Genomic DNA, 17,366 nt, shown 5'->3' on the forward strand with positions numbered 1-17,366 from the left:
TTCATGTATATCTACGATGCGTTCGATCATGCTTTCGCCAGGGATCGCGTCCGCGAATTCTCCGACCAGGTGCGCCGCCGTCTCGCCGGGGAAATGACCGAGGACCAATTCAAGCCGCTGCGCCTGATGAACGGCCTCTATCTGCAACTGCACGCCTATATGTACCGCATCGCCATTCCCTATGGCCTGCTGTCATCGCGTCAGATCCGCAAGCTGGCCCATATCGCCCGCACCTATGACCGCGGCTTTGGCCACTTCACCACGCGCACCAACATGCAGTTCCACTGGATCAAGCTGGCCGATGCGCCGAAGATCCTCGAAGAACTGTCCGAGGTCGAGATGCACTCGCTGCAAACCTCCGGCAACTGCATCCGCAACACCACGACCGATCAGTTCGCCGCCGCCGCGAAGGACGAATGCGAAGATCCGCGCCCGTGGGCTGAACTGATCCGTCAGTGGTCGAGCAACCACCCGGAATTTTCCTTCCTGCCGCGCAAGTTCAAGATCGCCATCACGGCGGCCAAGAAGGATCGCGCCGCCATCCGCCTGCATGATATCGGCCTGCACCTGACGCCGGAAGGCTTTGACGTTTTCGTCGGCGGCGGCATGGGCCGCACGCCAGCGCTGGCCCACCGCATCCGCACCGGCCTTTCGGGCAGTGAACTGCTGAGCTATCTCGAAGCCTGCCTGCGGGTTTACAATCGTTATGGCCGTCGCGACAACAGCTTCAAGGCGCGCATCAAGATCCTGGTCGCCGCCCTGGGGCCTGACGAATACAAGCGTCAGGTCGAAGAAGAGTGGGCGACGCTCGACAAGAGCCGCATTGATCCGCCGCAAGCCGAAATCGACCGCATCCGCAGCTTCTTCCCCGCTCCTGATCTGGCCTCTCGTCCCTTCGATGCGGCGGCGCACGAACGCGCCAAGACCGCCGATCCGGAATTTGCCCGCTGGGTGAAGAACAATCTTAATCCGCACAAGAACGATGAATACGTCTCAGTCACCGTGTCGCTGAAACCCATCGGCAAGACACCGGGCGATGTGTCGCACCAGCAGATGGACCTGCTGGCTGACATGGCCGACCGCTTCGGCAATGGCGAACTGCGCGTGACACACGAACAGAATATCGTGCTGCCGCATATCGCCAAGGCCGACCTGTATGACCTCTATCGTGAGCTGGATACAGTCGAGCTGACCACCGCCAATATCGGCAAGATCACCGACATCATCTGCTGCCCCGGCCTCGACTATTGCTCACTGGCCAATGCCCGCTCGATCCCGCTGGCGCAGGACATTTCCAATCGCTTCGCCGATGCCGCCTACAGCGACAAGATCGGCGACCTGTCGATCAAGATGTCCGGCTGCATCAATGCCTGCGGCCACCACCATAACGGCAATATCGGCATCCTGGGCGTCGATAAGCAGGGCGTCGAATTCTACCAGATCCTGCTCGGCGGCCGCGCTGATGAAAACGCCGCGCTCGGCCAGATCACCGGCAAGGGCCTGTCCGCCGAGGACGTGCCCGCCGCCATCGAGCGCGTGGTCCAGCTTTATCTCCAACTGCGGACAGACGAGTCCGAGCGTTTCATCGATACGCTCGAACGCGTCGGCCGTCCCACCTTCGCGGAAGCCCTTCATGAGCCTGCATAATATGAGCCTTCATACCCTGCCCAAGGCCAACTCCGCCTATGAGCCGACCCTGATTGATGACAGCGGCGCCCGTCTCGATAACGGCTGGACCCTGCTGGCCGACGATGAAGTGATCGGTTCGGATGGCAACTACATCCTCAGCTTCGAGCGCGCCCTGACCGAACTGGATGGCCTGAATGGCCGTTACGGCGTGCGCCTCAATGCGGGTCAGGATGTGCGCCAACTGGCGCCGTGGCTCGACAAGATCGCTTTGATCGAGGCGGTTTTCCCGACCTACCGGGATGGCCGCAACTATTCAACGGCGCGCATCCTGCGTCAGGACTACGACTTCAAGGGACCGATCCGCGCCGTCGGCGATGTGTTGCGTGATCAGCTTTTGCTGATGCTGCGCTGCGGCTTCAATGAATTCATCGTCAAGGACCGCGATGCCGCCGAGGCGCTGGCTTCGGCCAAGGCGCGTTTCACGACCTATTATCAAAGCGCCGCCGACGCCCACCGCCCGACATGGGCGCTGCGCCACAAGGTCAGCGCTTAAGAAAGACACCCGTATGACGATCTTGATAGACATACTGAAAGATCAGAAAAAGACACACGGCTCATTGCGTGCCGAAGCCCTGAGCGCGGCCTGGGAACACCTGACCGCGCAGGAAATCCTGCAAAAGGCCATCCAGGAAGAGTTCATCGGCGACATCACCCTGTCGTCGTCTTTCGGCGCGGATTCCGCCGTGCTGCTGCATATGGTGGCGCAGATCGAGCCGGGTCTGCCGGTCCTTTTCCTCGATACCGACCGCCATTTCTTCCAGACCCTGCAATACCGTGATGAGCTGGTGTCGCGCCTCGGCCTGACCAATCTGGTCAACCTGAAGGCGGACGTCGCCGAGGCGGCGCGGGAAGACGACAAGAATACCCTGTGGCGCACTCAGCCGGATCAATGCTGCGACCTGCGCAAGGTGCGTCCACTAAACCGTTTCATGGAAGGCTATGGCGCCTGGATTTCCGGCCGCAAGCGCCATCAGAGCAGCACGCGCGCCAGGCTGCCGATCGTTGAATTCGACGGCAAGCATTTCAAGGTCAATCCGCTGGCGACCTGGACTTCGGCGGATATCGACGCCTATTTCCTGAACCATGACCTGCCGCCGCATCCGCTGGTCGATCAGGGTTTTCCGTCGATCGGCTGCTTCACCTGCACCAAGCCGGTGGCGGCCGGCGAGGACGCGCGTTCGGGCCGCTGGGCCGGCACGGAAAAGGTCGAGTGCGGCATCCACAACCCGATCTACGGCGGCGACGGGATATGAAAAATCTCCTGCCCATTTAAGAAATGGGGAGGAGATAATTTCAGTGCTGCGTCATCCTGACCATTGACCAGTCATAGCCCAACTCGCGGGTACGCGCCTCAAGGGTGTTGCGCGTCAGTTCATCGGGGTGCGCCGTGCGGCTGAGGAGCCACAGATAACGCCCGGACGGTTCGCCGACGATCGACCACGCATAATCGTCGGCATGGTCAAGCACCCAGTAGTCGCCGACATAGAACGGGCCGAAGAAGGACACCTTGAGCTTGGCGTTATCGCTGCCGCGCAACACCCTGGCCTTGCCATGCGCCGTCCTCACCGGACCGGACAGGCTGCCCTTGCGGGCACTGTTTATGATATCGATCAACCCGTCATCGCGCTTGCGATATTCGGCGGTGACGGCTTCGCAATCCTTTTCGAAGTGGTTTTCATAGCGGCCGATCTCATACCACACACCCAGATAGCGATTGAGATCGACGTGCTTGGCCGGAGGCGGAACCGTCTTATTGCCGATATGTCCGCTGCTCATCAGACTGGCGCAGGCGGTGAGGGCCAGGATAGCGCCACCCGCCACGGTGAGCGGAAAGATCAGGCGGGTGGGCTTCATGGCGAATCTCCGGATTGCGCAGTCTTTGCGTAAGGTCCGGTTTCCATCGTAAATATTCAATGTGGAGTAGGGCGTCTAAGCGGCCTTCTCCGGCAGGGTGAAGCTGAACACGCTGCCCTCGCCCGGCTTCGAGCTTACGCTGATATCACCGCCGCACAGCCGCACGAACTTGCGGCAGGTCGAAAGCCCGATGCCCGTGCCGATATAGTCGTCAAAACTATGCAGACGCTGGAAAACCTGGAAGATGCGTTCGTAGAAAACCGGATCGATGCCGATGCCGTTATCCGCCACGTCAAACCGCCACACCTTGCCTTCACGGCGCGCCGAAACGGTGATCTCCGGTGGTCTGGCGCCATCCTGGAACTTGAGCGCATTGCCGATCAGGTTTTGCAGCAGAACCCGCATCAGGGTCGGGCTGGTCTTGATAACCGGCAGATCGACGCCCGTCACCTGCGCCTGCTTCTCGGCGATGACGTCGGCGAAATCGGGCATGATGCCGTCGAAGACCTTCTGGCAATCGACCGGCTCCAGCTTCACCTCTTCGCGGCCGACGCGCGAGAAACCGAGGATGTCGCGGATCATCGTCTGTACACGGACGGCATTGTCACGGATATATTCGGCATAGCCCAGGGCGGTGTCGTCAAGCTGTCCGGCCACGCCCTCGGCCAGCAAACCCGCATAGGCGTTCATCATCCGCACCGGCTCCTGCATGTCGTGCGAGCAGACATAGGCGAAGCGCTCCAGCTCCTCGTTCGACTGACGCAGATTGGCGTTCAGTTGCAGGATCTGCTGACGCTGGGTGTAAAGGTCGAGATAGACCTTGACCTTGCTTTTCAGGATATCGGAATTGATCGGCTTGAAAATGTAATCGACCGCGCCGATTTCGGCGGCCTCGGTGGCAAAGTGATCTTCCTTGCTGATGGCGGTGACGAAGATGATCGGCACATTCTGCATCGACGGCCGCGTCTTCATCAGGCGGGCCGTCTCGAACCCATCCATGACCGGCATCTGGACATCGAGCAGGACGATGGCGAAGTCTTCCTTGAGCACCAGGTCCAGCGCCTTTTCACCGGAATCGACCGTGGCGATGGCAGCGCCCAGCGGTTTCAGCAGGGCTTCGGTGGCGAGCAGATTTTCCCAACGGTCATCGACGATGAGGATTTTGGGCCTGGCCGCGCCGAAGCCGTCCTGGGCGTCGCCGCGAAGGCTGTTCATTGCACTCATAAGCCCTCCCATCTCAGATCGGCGCACACTATGCCGCCACCCCCTCTGCGGTGAAATCACATTTTGGTTTTCACATAGTAAGAGACTCATTCGGGCTGTGATGAGCTTGCCTTATCGCAGCCTATAGCGTGCGACCGCACGCCGCCGCTGATGCGGCGAGCCTGCGCGGCCTCTGAGCGCATTAAGCGAACAGTGCGTCGATATCCGCCTGGTTCGTTTCCGGGCCATCGAGCGCCGGGCCATTGAGCAGCAGATTTTGGGCACGCAGTTCCGCGGCCGTCAATTCCGCCACGGCCACTTCCTCACCCATGCCGACAGCGGCGGCCAGATCGGCGACCCGCGCCTCGATCTGGTTCAACAGCCGGATGATCTTGGAAATACGCTGGCCGGTAATGTCCTGGAAAGCGCAGGCCTCGAACATCTTCATCACCTCATCGGTAATGCGGCCGGCCATTTGCGGATCGGCGGCATCCATAGCCATAACGGTTTCCGCCGCCGTCATGATGGCGTTCGTGGCGCGCTCGGTATCCTGCGTAATCGCCGCCAGTTCGGCGCCCGCATTGGAAAAAGCACCGTTGGGATTCAGGTCGCTGATCTCCGCCCGTGCCTGAGCAATCGAGTCGGCGATCGCCTGAAAGTCCTGCGAGCGGCGGGTATCGAGCTGTGTGTAAAAGCTGTGCAGCAGTCCGACCAGGGTTTCGGAATGTTGCATCAGGTCCATAAGGCGGGACATGTCGCCGTCAGGATCAGGACGGCGGAAAGGGGGAAACGCGGACATGAAAATGGGCTTACTGCGCGGCTGTCACGGCTTCGACGTTTTCGCCCTGCGCCCAGTAGGCATCGACATCGCCGCAGACCTGCTTGACGTCATCGAAATAGAAGGGCTTCGGCAGCAGGAATTTCACGCGGGCGCGGCGCGCCTTGTTGAGCGCCGTGGCGCCGGCATCCGGATTGTCGATCTGCCCGGCCGTCATGATGGCGATGGGCACCTGCGGGGCCAGTTCGCGGTAAATATCGAGATCGTCGAGCGTGTTGTGGCTCTCGATGAAGACATCGAGCACCAGCAGGTCGAAGGCCTGTGTGCTGAGCTGGTTCAGCGCCTCGGACATGCTGGTCACACAGACCGCTTCGTAACCGGCGCGCTGGAACATCTTGCTGATAATGATCGCCTGGGTCCGGCTATCCTCCAGTATCAGCACTTGTCTCGCCATAACTCGCCCCTTACTCACTAACGTATACTATTAGAGCGGGTAAATGCCTAACATATGGTTAGGACGCGACCCGGCGGAGGCGATTCATCATACGAAAAAGCGGCCCCGGATAGGAGCCGCTTTTCTGTTTTAGGCGCGTTTGGCTTCCTGCGCAGCTTGGATTGCCAATATCTCGTTGGGCATGACCTCAACGAAGGCCTTCAGGCTGTTGTCCCAGTCGTCAAGAATGGCCTGCGCGCGTGGCGACAGGGTCTTCTCAAGGTGGCTGGCGATCAGCGTCTTCAGGCGGGCCACACTGGCGTCCGGCACCGGGCGCAGAGTAATGCCTTCGGGGTTGATATAGTTCGCCAGCACGGCGTTCGGATCGTAGACATAGGCGATGCCGCCGGTCATGCCCGCGCCGAAATTGGCGCCGACCTTACCGAGGATGATGACTTCGCCACCGGTCATATATTCGCAACCATGCGCGCCGACGCCTTCGACCACGGTGGTCGCGCCGGAGTTGCGGACGGCGAAGCGCTCACCGACCGTGCCCGCGATATAGAGCTGGCCGGAGGTCGCGCCATAGAGGATCGTGTTGCCGGCCAGGGCCTGGTTTTCCTGCCAGGCCTTCGGACGGATGACGATGGTGGCGCCGGAGAGGCCCTTGCCGACATAGTCGTTGGCTTCGCCGATCAGGTTGATCGACAGGCCCTTGACCGCGAAGGCGCCGAGCGACTGACCGACCGAACCGAGCAATTCGAGCTTGAGGTGGCCCTCATCGAGCGAATTGCCGTATTTGCTGACGATGTGCGACGAGGTGCGGGTGCCGACGGCGCGCATGGTGTTGCGCACATCGTAGGTCAACTGCATCTTTTCCTTGCGTTCCAGCATGTAGGCGGCGTCACGGACGATCTGGGCGTCGAGCGTATCGGCAACCTCGTTGATCTCGTCATAGCGCGTGATGGTGGCGCCCGGATCGAGATCGACACGGACCAGCAGCGGGTTCAGGTCGAGGTCATCGAGGTGCACCCCGCCGCGTGACACCTGCTGGAGCAGGTCGGTGCGGCCGGTCGCTTCACCCAGCGAACGCAGGCCGAGCGAGGCCAGAATTTCGCGCACTTCGCGGGCGATGAAGGTGAACAGGTTGATCACCTTGTCCGGCGTGCCGGTGAACTTGGCGCGCAGGCGTTCATCCTGCACGCAGACCCCGACCGGGCAGGTATTCGACTGGCACTGGCGCACCATCAGACAGCCCATGGCGACGAGTGAGGCCGTACCGATACCGAACTCGTCAGCGCCAAGCATGGCGGCGATGACAATGTCACGGCCGGTGCGCATACCACCATCGGCCCGCAGGCGGATCTGGCCGCGCAGATTATTGAGCGTCAGCACCTGATGGGCTTCCGACAGGCCGAGTTCGAACGGCAGGCCGGCGAACTTGACCGAGGTCAGCGGCGAAGCGCCGGTGCCGCCGACATTGCCGGAGACAAGGATCGCGTCGGCCTTGGCCTTGGCCACGCCGGCGGCCACCGCGCCGATACCCGATTGCGACACCAGCTTGACGGTGACGCGGGCGCGCGGATTGATCTGTTTCAGGTCATAGATGAGCTGGGCCAGGTCTTCGATCGAATAGATGTCGTGGTGCGGCGGCGGTGAGATCAGGCCCACGCCCGGCGTCGAGTGACGCATACGGGCGATGAACTCGGTGACCTTGAAGCCGGGCAGTTGCCCGCCTTCGCCGGGCTTGGCGCCCTGGGCCACCTTGATTTCGATTTCGCGGCACTGGTTGAGATATTCCGCGGTGACGCCGAAACGGCCCGAGGCGATCTGCTTGATCTGCGAATTCGGGTTGTCGCCGTTCGGACGGCGGTGATAGCGCTCCGGGTCTTCCCCGCCTTCGCCTGAAACCGATCGCGCACCGATGCGGTTCATGGCGATGTTGAGGGTTTCGTGCGCTTCGGGGCTGAGCGCGCCGAGCGACATGCCGGGCGTGACGAAACGCTTGCGGATCTCGTTGACGCTTTCGACTTCCTCGATGGCGATCGGCGGCAGCTTCGATTCCCAGGCCAGCAGGTCGCGCGGACTGGTCGGGGCCGTCTTCGACATGCCGGCGATCAGGCCGGAATATTTCTTGAAGACCTCGTAATCGTCGCGCGTCGTGGCGTCCTGCAACAGGTGGATGAGCTTCGGCTGGTAATAGTGGGTCTCGCCGGCGGCGCGCATCTTGTAGAAGCCGCCGATGGCCGTGACCGGCTTTTTCGCCCAGGCATTGAGGTGCAGCTTGGTCAGCTTTTGTTCGATGCCGCTGAGGCCGATGCCGGAGATACGCGAGGTCACGCCGGGGAAATATTCCGCCACCAGTGCGCGCGACAGACCGAGCGCTTCAAATTCATAGCCGCCGCGATAGGAGGAGATGACCGAAATGCCCTTCTTGGCCAGGATCTTCATCAGGCCGGCCTCGATGGCCTTCTTGTAGTTCGAAAAGGCCTTATGCTCGTTGAAGCCTTCGTAACGCCCTTGCGCGAGGCGCTCTTGCAGGATTTCCAGCGACAGATAAGGGTTGATCGCCGTGGCGCCGACGCCGACCAGCACCGCGAAGGTGTGCGGGTCCATCGCTTCCGAGGTGCGGACGATGATCGAGACGAAAGAGCGCAGGCCCTTCTGCACCAGCCGCGAATGGACTGCGGCGGCGGCCAGGATCATCGGCACCCCCATCAGGCCGGCGGACAAGGCCTCATCACTGAGGACGATCATGCTGGCCTTGTCCTCGCTGACGGCCTTGACGGCCTCATCGCGCAGGCGTTCCAGGGCGGCTTTCAGGCCAGCGCCCGGCAACGCGTCTTCCGCCGGCACCGCGAAGCTACAGTCGAGCTTGGCGACATGACCGACATTCTCGAAGGTGATCATGCGCTGGTACATCAGCGTACTGAGGAACGGACTTTCCAGCACGAAGACATCGGTCTGGGCCTCATCCTCGGCCAAGATATTGCCGAGATTCTTGAAGCGCGTCTTGAGCGACATGCCCTGCGCTTCACGCAGGGGATCGATCGGCGGATTGGTGACCTGGGCGAAGTTCTGGCGGAAATAGTGCGCGATCGGACGCCATTGCTCAGACAGCACGGCCAGCGGCGTATCGTCGCCCATCGAGCCGATGGCCTCCTTGCCGTCCTTGACCATCGCATCGAGAACCGTATCGAGGTCTTCGAGCGTAAAGCCGGCGGCGATCTGGCGGCGGTGCAGTTCCTCGCCGTGATAGGCGCGCGGTTCCGGCCCAGGCATGATCAGCGGTTCGAGATTGACCATGTTTTCCAGCCAGCCCGAATAGTTGTGCTTCTGAGCCAGGGCGTCGATGATTTCATCCTCGCCATAGAGCTTGCCGCCTTCGAGATCGACGGCGATCATGCGGCCCGGCGCGATATGGATGCGGCGCGCAACGCGTTCCTCAGCCACGCCGGTCATGCCGGCTTCGGAACCGACGATCAGCAGGCCGTCCTTGGTTTCGGTGACGCGCAAGGGACGCAGGCCGTTGCGGTCCTTGCCGGCGATGACCCAGCGGCCATCGGTGGCGCAGATGGCGGCAGGACCGTCCCACGGCTCCATCACGGCATTGCAATAGGCGTAGAGCGCCTTGTTGGCTTCGGAGACATTATCGTCCTTGCCGACCGCTTCGGGGATCAGCAGGGCCTTGGCCATCGGGGCCGAACGGCCGGCGCGGACCAGCAGTTCGAACACATTGTCGAGCGCGGCGGAATCGGAGCCGCGCGGTTGAATCACCGGCTTCACGTCATGCGCTTCACCGCCAAAGGTGGTGGCGGCCATGCGGATCTCGTGCGACTTCATCCAGTTGATGTTGCCGCGCAGGGTGTTGATTTCACCGTTGTGCGCCAGCATACGGAAGGGCTGGGCCAGACGCCATTCGGGGAAGGTGTTGGTCGAGAAACGCTGGTGGAAGATGGCGACGCTCGACACGAAGTCCGGGTCCTTCAGGTCGAGATAGAAGTCATCGACCGACTCGGCGCGGAACATGCCCTTGTAGATCAGGGTCTTGGCCGAGAACGAACAGAGATAGAAATCACCGAGATGCGCTTCATCGACGCGCTTTTCGATGCGGCGGCGGCAGAGGAACATGGCGCGTTCCAGCGCCTCGCCTTCCAGCCCTTCGGGCGCCGCCATCATGACCTGCTCGATTTCCGGACGCGTCGCCATGGCGCGTTCGCCAAGCTGAGTCACATCGACCGGCGCCTGACGCCAGCCATAGAGGAAGAAGCCGGAGCGCAGGACTTCGGATTCAACGATGGTCCGGGCGGTTTCCTGGGCGCCGAGATCCGTGCGCGGCAGGAAGACCTGGCCGACGAGGATCGGGCCGGAGCGCGGCTTGTGGCCGATATTTTCGACCTGCTTGCGGAAGAAGGCCTGCGGCACATTGATCATGATGCCGGCGCCATCGCCCGACTTGCCGTCGGCATCGACCGCGCCCCGGTGGAACAGGGCTTTCAGCGCCTTGACGGCCAGTTCGACGACTTCGCGCTTTTGCGAGCCGTCGATGGAACAGACAACGCCGACGCCGCAGGCCGAGATTTCGGATTCCGGATCGTAGGCGTGGCCGTCGATCAGGCGCTGGCGTTGATCCTTGTAGTGCTTGTACGAGTCAAAAGAGGTCATGATTATTCCGCGGCTCCCAGTTCATAGGAGGAAGGCTCGCCATTGGCGTTGGCCGTCACAAGTAATTCAGTTTGCAAATAGTGATGGATGTCGGCGGCCGCATCCTGACCTTCGCGCACCGCCCAGACGACCAGCGACGCGCCGCGGACGATATCGCCCGCCGCGAAAACGCCATCGACCATGGTGCGAAACTCGCCGGCATGGACCTGGATTGTGCCCCAGCGGGTGACTTCCAGGCGCGGCTCGTTGAACATCACCGGCATGTTTTCCGGCTCGAAACCCAGGGCCTCGATGATCAGATCGGCCGGCAGGTCGGTTTCAGCGCCGGCGATGTCCTCGATACCCTGGCGGCCTTGCGCGTCAGGTGTTGTCAGGCGCATCCGCTGGATTTTCAGGCCGGTGACCTTTTCGGCGTCACCGAGCACGGCCTTGGGAGCCGACAGCCATTCAAAACGGATGCCCTCTTCCTCGGCATTGGCGACTTCGCGGTCGGAACCCGGCATGTTGGCGCGATCACGGCGATAGACGCAGGACACCGATTTCGCCCCCTGACGGATAGCGGTGCGCACGCAGTCCATAGCCGTGTCGCCGCCGCCGATGACGACGACGGTCTTGCCCTTGGCGTCGAGGTGCGCCTCGGCGGACGGATCGACCTCGTAGCCGAAGCCCTGGCGGTTGGACATGGTGAGGTAGTCGAGCGCGGCGACCACGCCCCTGGAGCCGCAGCCGGGCACGCTGAGGGCGCGGCCCTTGTAGACGCCGGTGGCGATCAGGATGGCGTCGTGCTTTTCGCGCAGATCATCGAAGCTGACATCGTTGCCGATATCGCAGTTCAGCACATATTCGACGCCTGAATCGGCCAGGCGGTCGGTACGGCGGGCGACGACGTGCTTTTCCAGCTTGAACGACGGAATGCCGTAAACCAGCAGGCCGCCGGCGCGGTCATGGCGGTCATAGATGGTGACCTTGTAACCGAGCGTGCGCAGGCGGTCGGCGGCGGCTATGCCGGCCGGGCCGGAGCCGATGATGCCGATCGATTGCGCACGTTCGACTTCCGGTTTGATCGGTTCGATCCAGCCGTTCTCAAACGCCATATCGCCAAGATATCGCTCTACGGAACCAATCGTGACATTCTGCCAGCCGGACTGCTCCAGCACGCACGAGCCTTCGCACAGGCGGTCCTGAGGACAGATGCGGCCGCAGATTTCCGGCAGGGTCGAGGTAGCCGACGACAGTTCCCAGGCCTCCTGCGGACGGCCTTCGGCGGTCAGACGCAGCCAGTCGGGGATGTTGTTCGACAGCGGGCAGCCGTGCTGGCAGAAAGGGACGCCGCACTGCGCACAGCGAGACGCCTGATGCGCCGCCTGTGTCGGTTTGAAGTCGGCATAGATTTCATTGAAGTTGCCGGTGCGTGTCTTCGCATCGGACTTCGCCGGCGTCTTCTTGACTTCAATCACGAAACGGTTCGTATCCATCTCACTACCTTCTTCTTACTCGAAGCGACCCGCTAAGGCCCGATACTCTCAGCAAGGGTTGCAAAAAGCGCAAAACCCTCACAAAGAAAAGTTCAAATCCATTCCGGCGCCCATGTCTGTCAGCTTTTTTACCACAGATGACATATTTGCCGTTATTGTATCATTTGTAATTTGTTTGCCTGCCTGATACCCGACATGCAAACCCCCTCGGCTGATCTCTGAGCGCCCGTATCGGGTGGCCTTGAGGTCAATCGCAAGGGGGGAATTTCAGTCCAGCTTTTCAGCCTTTTGATTTTATCCGTGCAGGGTCTCCCCATGCTGCGATTGATCGAGGCCCTCGATCTCCTCTTCCTCTGTTACGCGAAGGCCTGTTGTGTATTTGCAGACCATGAGGATAAGGAAGGTTATCACCGCGCTCCAGCCGATGACCACGATGAGGCCAAGCAACTGTTTGAGTACGCTGGCGCCGGCGCCCGCCGGATTTATGTCTGTATTGGCGAAAACCGCCGTCAGCAGCGCGCCGGTAAAGCCGCCGACCGCATGGACGCCAAACGCGTCGAGGCTGTCGTCGTATCGGAACATGTTCTTCACATAGGTCGAGCCGAGGTAACAGACCGGGCCGGTGATCAGGCCGATCAGCAGCGCGCCGCCCGGCGTGACGAAACCGGCCGCCGGCGTTATGGCGACCAGGCCGGCGATAATGCCCGAAACCATGCCGAGCAGGGTCGGCTGCTTGCGCTCGATCCATTCCGGGATGATCCAGCCGATCGCGCCGGTCATGGCGGCGACGATGGTGTTGAGCATGGCGACCGCGGCGCGGCTGTCCGCCGCCCATTCCGAACCGGCGTTGAAGCCGATCCAGCCGACCAGCAGCATCGAGGCGCCGATCATGGTATAGCCGAGATTATGCGGGGCCATGTTGTCACGGCCGAAGCCCTTGCGCTTGCCGATGACCAGACAGGCGACGAGACCGGCGACCCCGGAATTGACGTGGACAACGGCGCCGCCGGCGAAATCGAGCACGCCCATCTGGCCGAGGAAACCGCCGCCCCAGACCCAGTGACAGATAGGCGCATAGACCAGAAGACTCCACAGGGCGATGAAGACGCAGAAGGCCGAAAACTTCATGCGCTCGACGATCGAACCGATGATCAGGGCCGGCGTGATGATGGCGAAGGTCATCTGATAGGCGACCCACAGATATTCCGGCAGGTTCGGCGCGGCCTTGTAAGCCGTATCGAGCCGCACGCCGTTCAGCAGGGCGATATCGAAACCACCGATAATCTTGTTGAGAAAGCTGCCCGCGTCACCACCGCCGACACCGAAAGCCAGGCTGTAGCCGATGAAAATCCAGATGACCGAGGCGATTACCGACACGGCGACCGATTGCGCCAGCGTCGATAACAGGTTCTTCTTGCGCACCATGCCGCCGTAAAACAGCGCCAGGCCCGGGAGGGTCATGAACAGGACCAGACAGGTGGCGACCAGCATCCAGCCGGCATCGCCGCCGTTCAGTTCGAGCGCAGCCTGATGCGCCAGCAGAACGGGCTTCGCCGCTTCTGCCGTTGCCGCCGCTGCACTGACCTGAATGAACGCCATCTGGTTTTTCGTCTCCTTAGAAATTCAAAGCTTACCCGACACGCCGCTTTCCGGGCACGGACAATAGTCCGTGTGTGTGTGCACACGCGAGATAGAGGGTATTTTTTTGTCCATAGCGGAAGATTATCGGCTTGGAAAGAAAAAATTTATCAACGTTCTCGCTAATTTTGGGAAATTTTCCGACCCAATAGCAAAATACCGCATCGCTCCGTCATATTGTTTAAGGCGGGAGTCAGTTTGTTTCCTAGCCCTTAAAAGACAACACCGCCGCCACGATCTCATCCTGCGTCGCTTCATCGAGATACGGACTGAACGGCAGGCTGATCACAGTCTTCGACTTGGCCTCTGATACCGCCAGATCGCCGGAGCCGGAGGTGAACATGCTGTAGCCCGGTTGCTGGTGCAGCGGGATCGGGTAATAGACCGCCGACGGCACGCCTTTTTCGCGCAAATGCAGTTGCAGGGCGTCGCGATTGGCGTGCTCGATGGTATATTGCGCCCAGGTCGAGACATAGCCGGACCGGACATGCGGCACCGAGATCACCTTGCCACCGAGCAGCTCATTATAACGGGCGGCCACTTTCTGGCGCAGGGCGATTTCCTCACCAAAGATCGCCAGCTTCTCGACCAGCACCGCCGCCTGAATGGTATCAAGGCGCGAATTCATGCCGATACGCACATTGAGATACTTGGCTTCGTGGGTGTAGTTCATGGTCGCCGCATCGGTCGGCGTGGCGCCGCCGTGGACACGGAACGAGATCAGGCGCTCCAGCAGGGCATCATCATTGGTCACCACCGCGCCGCCATCGCCATAACAGCCGAGCGGCTTGGCCGGGTAGAAGCTGGTTGCCGTCGCCACAGCCCATTCCAGCGGCTGTTTACCATCGATGGTACAGCCGAAGCCTTGGGCTGAGTCACAGATAAGATGGATGCCGTATTTTTTGGCAATGACCGACAGGGCCGGGTAATCGGCCGGCTGGCCGAACAGGTCAACGGCGATAATGGCGGCCGGCTTGAGGCGACCCTCCTTGAGCACGGCCTCGATGGCGGCTTCCAGCTTCACCGGATCGATATTGTAGGTATCAGCCTGAATATCGACGAACACCGGCTCGGCGCCGGTCATCGGCACCACCTCGGCGGTGGCGACGAAGGTAAAGGCCGGCACAAACACCGTGTCCCCCTTGCCAACACCCAGGCCCAGCAGGATCAGTTCGATGGCGTCGGTGCCGTTGGCGCACGAAAGCGCGTGCTTGGCGCCAGCGAATTTCGCCATGTCAGCTTCGAACGCCTTGACTTCCGGCCCCATGATATAGGCGCCGTGCTTGATCACCTTGAGAACGGCGTCCTCGATCTTCGCGCCGATACGTTCGCGCTGGATGCCAAGGTCGATAAACGGAATAGCCATGGGGATAAGCCTTCAACAGTTGCGCCCAGTTCGGCGTCACATGCGCTTTACCAGCATATGGACGCAATGCACCTCAAAAGGCGTTTCCCAAGGTTTCAATAAAATGGCCGTTAACAAAAACGTATACGATTTTACTTGAAGCCGTCACAGGGCGGCGATATAGAGACCACGCATCAAGAGCGGACCCTTCCGCGCCAACCTGCCTTCCCCGGCAAGGTGGCGGCTCCTCACCGAGCGATGTGGCCGATGACCGGCAACGAAACGGGACTGTCTTTATTTCCCTTTCGAGACCTGAGCTTTAAGGGCTTGAGACTTGAACGCGCGTACTCTTTTTACTGAACCCGATGACCTGATGACCGCCGAACTGGCCGGCACACTTCATCACATTATCACCCTGACCACGTTTGTGCCGTTTGATATTGCTGCATGGATCGACAGCCCTATCAGCGGGTATAAGCAATCGCGCTTGGCCGATACATTCCAGTATCGCGTCCGGTTGACGGGCTTGACTCCGGGGGAGGCGCGCCGCATGACGGACAGGCTTGCCGCCTTGCCGGACGTCATGGGCGTACAGGTCGAACACATGATCAGCCGCTTATGAGAATTATTTCAAAATCGGGGCCTCACGCCGGTGACAAAGCGCTATTGTCTGACTATATAGAGGCGCACAACATTCCCTTGTGAGCGCTACCATAACGGCCTATAGAGCCGTCCCAGTGCTTGTTTATAATGCCACACACATCCCTCAGGAGAGCTTCGGCCATGACCACTAAAGGCAATCTGATCAACGGCGAATGGGTCGTCATCGACAAGACCTTCAACGACATCAACCCGTCCGACACCAACGACATCATCGGCACCTATTCGACCGCTGGCGAAGCCGAAGTCAACGCCGCCATCGCCGCCGCCCGCGAAGCTTTCAAGACCTGGCAGTTCTCGACGCCGCAACAGCGTTTCGACGTGCTCGACAACGCCGGCACCGAAATCCTCGCCCGCAAGGCCGAACTCGGCGCGCTTCTGTCGCGCGAAGAAGGCAAGACCCTGCCGGAAGGTATCGGCGAAGTCACCCGCGCCGGTCACATCTTCAAATATTTCGCCGGTGAAGCCCTGCGCGCCCACGGCGAAGTGCTCGATTCCGTCCGTCCGGGCGTCAAGGTGGAAATCACCCGTGAGCCGGTCGGCGTCGTCGGCCTGATCTGCCCGTGGAACTTCCCCATCGCCATCCCGGCCTGGAAGATGGCCCCGGCCATCGCCTTCGGCAACACGGTCGTCTGCAAGCCCGCCGAACTGACCCCCGGCTGCGCCTGGGAACTGGCCGACATCCTTAACCGCGCCGGCCTGCCCAAGGGCGTGCTGAACGTGGTCTTCGCCCGCGGTTCTGTCGCCGGCCCACTGCTGATCGACGGCTGTGACGCCATCTCCTTCACCGGCTCCGTGCCGACCGGCACCCGCGTCCGCGATCAGGCGGTCGCCAAGGGCAAGCGCGTCCAGTGCGAAATGGGCGGCAAGAACCCCGTCGTCGTGCTTGATGACGCCGACCTCAACATCGCCGTCAATTCGGTGCTGAACTCGTCCTTCTTCTCCTCCGGTCACCGCTGCACGGCCTCGTCACGCATCATCGTCACCGAAGGCATCGCCGACCAGTTCGTCGCCAAGCTTGCCGAAGCCGCCAAGGCCATCAAGGTCGGCGATTCGCGCGCTGACGGCGTCCAGATGGGCCCGATCGCTTCGCAGGAACAACTCACCATCGCCCGTGACGCGGTCGCCAAGGCCAAGGCTGAAGGCGGCGTCGTGCTCTCCGGCGGCGAAGACCTGACCTTTGGCACCCCCGGCTACTATTACGCCCCGACCCTGATCGACAAGACCACACCGGACATGTCGATAAACAAGGAAGAGGTCTTCGGACCCGTAGCTTCGGTCATCCGCGTCAAGGACCTGGAAGAAGCCATCAAGGTCGCCAACGACACCGAATTCGGCCTGTCGGCGGGCATCTGCACCTCGTCGCTGAAATCGGCCGAGACCTTCAAGCGCCGTTCGGAAGCCGGCATGGTCATGGTCAACCTGCCGACCGCCGGCGTTGACTATCACGTCCCGTTCGGTGGCCGTAAGGGTTCGAGCTTCGGCCCGCGCGAACAAGGCGCTTATGCGAAGGAATTCTACACCATCGTCAAGACGGCCTACCAGTTCGCCGGATAAACCATCCGAACACGGATAAATGGAAAACGCCCCCTTGCACTTAAATGCAAGGGGGCGTTTTTTATTGGG

General features: G+C 61.0%; 13 protein-coding genes and 1 riboswitch. Of the genes, 5 read left to right on the forward strand and 8 right to left on the reverse strand.

Going from position 1 to position 17,366, the window contains the following annotated elements:
- Positions 1–3 precede the first annotated feature (3 nt).
- From VL130_RS04295 to VL130_RS04305, 3 genes are read left to right on the forward strand one after another with little or no spacing between them, the layout of a single operon-like run.
- Entirely contained in the window at positions 4–1,647 is a 1,644-nt protein-coding gene (locus VL130_RS04295) for a nitrite/sulfite reductase (RefSeq protein WP_325361496.1), read from the forward strand.
- The gene (locus tag VL130_RS04300; RefSeq protein ID WP_325361497.1) at positions 1,634–2,182 is read left to right on the forward strand and encodes a DUF934 domain-containing protein; all 549 of its coding nucleotides are present in this window, start codon (positions 1,634–1,636) and stop codon (positions 2,180–2,182) included. The genes VL130_RS04295 and VL130_RS04300 overlap by 14 nt, the downstream gene beginning before the upstream one ends.
- A 13-nt stretch (positions 2,183–2,195) precedes the next feature.
- A complete protein-coding gene (locus tag VL130_RS04305) occupies positions 2,196–2,942 on the forward strand; it encodes a phosphoadenylyl-sulfate reductase (protein ID WP_325361498.1) in 747 nt (248 codons plus the stop codon).
- Positions 2,943–2,982: 40 nt separating this feature from the next.
- Here VL130_RS04305 and VL130_RS04310 read toward each other — a convergent pair whose 3' ends face one another.
- From VL130_RS04310 to VL130_RS04345, 8 genes are all read right to left on the reverse strand, one after another.
- Positions 2,983–3,543: a lipocalin family protein gene (locus VL130_RS04310; protein WP_325361499.1), complete on the reverse strand. Its 561-nt coding sequence runs from the start codon at positions 3,541–3,543 to the stop codon at positions 2,983–2,985.
- Between the two features lie 75 nt (positions 3,544–3,618).
- Positions 3,619–4,767 (reverse strand): sensor histidine kinase, encoded by a 1,149-nt coding sequence (locus VL130_RS04315; RefSeq protein WP_325361500.1) that lies wholly within the window; start codon positions 4,765–4,767, stop codon positions 3,619–3,621.
- A gap of 181 nt (positions 4,768–4,948) precedes the next feature.
- A complete protein-coding gene (locus tag VL130_RS04320) occupies positions 4,949–5,545 on the reverse strand; it encodes a protein phosphatase CheZ (protein WP_325361501.1) in 597 nt (198 codons plus the stop codon).
- A 10-nt stretch (positions 5,546–5,555) separates the two neighbouring features.
- Positions 5,556–5,978: a response regulator gene (locus tag VL130_RS04325; RefSeq protein ID WP_325361502.1), complete on the reverse strand. Its 423-nt coding sequence runs from the start codon at positions 5,976–5,978 to the stop codon at positions 5,556–5,558.
- A 129-nt stretch (positions 5,979–6,107) separates the two neighbouring features.
- Positions 6,108–10,622, reverse strand: a complete 4,515-nt coding sequence (gene gltB, locus VL130_RS04330) for a glutamate synthase large subunit (protein WP_325361503.1) — start codon at positions 10,620–10,622, stop codon at positions 6,108–6,110.
- A gap of 2 nt (positions 10,623–10,624) precedes the next feature.
- On the reverse strand, positions 10,625–12,097 hold the full coding sequence (locus tag VL130_RS04335) for an NAD(P)-dependent oxidoreductase (RefSeq protein ID WP_325361504.1): 1,473 nt from the start codon (positions 12,095–12,097) through the stop codon (positions 10,625–10,627).
- A gap of 294 nt (positions 12,098–12,391) precedes the next feature.
- Positions 12,392–13,696 carry an ammonium transporter gene (locus tag VL130_RS04340; RefSeq protein ID WP_325361505.1) on the reverse strand — a complete coding sequence of 435 codons (1,305 nt, stop codon included), beginning with the start codon at positions 13,694–13,696 and terminating at the stop codon, positions 12,392–12,394.
- Positions 13,697–13,940: 244 nt separating this feature from the next.
- Complete coding sequence (locus VL130_RS04345) at positions 13,941–15,101, reverse strand: DegT/DnrJ/EryC1/StrS aminotransferase family protein (protein ID WP_325361506.1); 1,161 nt, start codon at positions 15,099–15,101, stop codon at positions 13,941–13,943.
- 165 nt (positions 15,102–15,266) lie between these two features.
- Positions 15,267–15,372: riboswitch (SAM-I-IV-variant riboswitch) on the forward strand.
- A 42-nt stretch (positions 15,373–15,414) separates the two neighbouring features.
- On the opposite strand from VL130_RS04345, the gene VL130_RS04350 reads away from it, so the two are divergent.
- On the forward strand, positions 15,415–15,702 hold the full coding sequence (locus VL130_RS04350) for a hypothetical protein (RefSeq protein ID WP_325361507.1): 288 nt from the start codon (positions 15,415–15,417) through the stop codon (positions 15,700–15,702).
- Between the two features lie 161 nt (positions 15,703–15,863).
- Entirely contained in the window at positions 15,864–17,297 is a 1,434-nt protein-coding gene (locus VL130_RS04355; protein ID WP_325361508.1) for an aldehyde dehydrogenase family protein, read from the forward strand.
- The last annotated feature ends 69 nt before the right edge of the window (positions 17,298–17,366 follow it).

The sequence above is a fragment of the Asticcacaulis sp. genome, from assembly GCF_035497195.1.
Classification (GTDB): domain Bacteria; phylum Pseudomonadota; class Alphaproteobacteria; order Caulobacterales; family Caulobacteraceae; genus Asticcacaulis.

Coding starts and splice junctions, on each gene's coding strand:
- VL130_RS04340 (WP_325361505.1), bottom strand. CDS start 13,696: ATGGCGTTCATTCAGGTCAGTGCAGCGGCGGCAACGGCAGAAGCGGCG.
- VL130_RS04310 (WP_325361499.1), bottom strand. CDS start 3,543: ATGAAGCCCACCCGCCTGATCTTTCCGCTCACCGTGGCGGGTGGCGCT.
- VL130_RS04295 (WP_325361496.1), top strand. CDS start 4: ATGTATATCTACGATGCGTTCGATCATGCTTTCGCCAGGGATCGCGTC.
- VL130_RS04300 (WP_325361497.1), top strand. CDS start 1,634: ATGAGCCTGCATAATATGAGCCTTCATACCCTGCCCAAGGCCAACTCC.
- VL130_RS04345 (WP_325361506.1), bottom strand. CDS start 15,101: ATGGCTATTCCGTTTATCGACCTTGGCATCCAGCGCGAACGTATCGGC.
- VL130_RS04315 (WP_325361500.1), bottom strand. CDS start 4,767: ATGAGTGCAATGAACAGCCTTCGCGGCGACGCCCAGGACGGCTTCGGC.
- VL130_RS04335 (WP_325361504.1), bottom strand. CDS start 12,097: ATGGATACGAACCGTTTCGTGATTGAAGTCAAGAAGACGCCGGCGAAG.
- VL130_RS04320 (WP_325361501.1), bottom strand. CDS start 5,545: ATGTCCGCGTTTCCCCCTTTCCGCCGTCCTGATCCTGACGGCGACATG.
- gltB (WP_325361503.1), bottom strand. CDS start 10,622: ATGACCTCTTTTGACTCGTACAAGCACTACAAGGATCAACGCCAGCGC.
- VL130_RS04325 (WP_325361502.1), bottom strand. CDS start 5,978: ATGGCGAGACAAGTGCTGATACTGGAGGATAGCCGGACCCAGGCGATC.
- VL130_RS04355 (WP_325361508.1), top strand. CDS start 15,864: ATGACCACTAAAGGCAATCTGATCAACGGCGAATGGGTCGTCATCGAC.
- VL130_RS04305 (WP_325361498.1), top strand. CDS start 2,196: ATGACGATCTTGATAGACATACTGAAAGATCAGAAAAAGACACACGGC.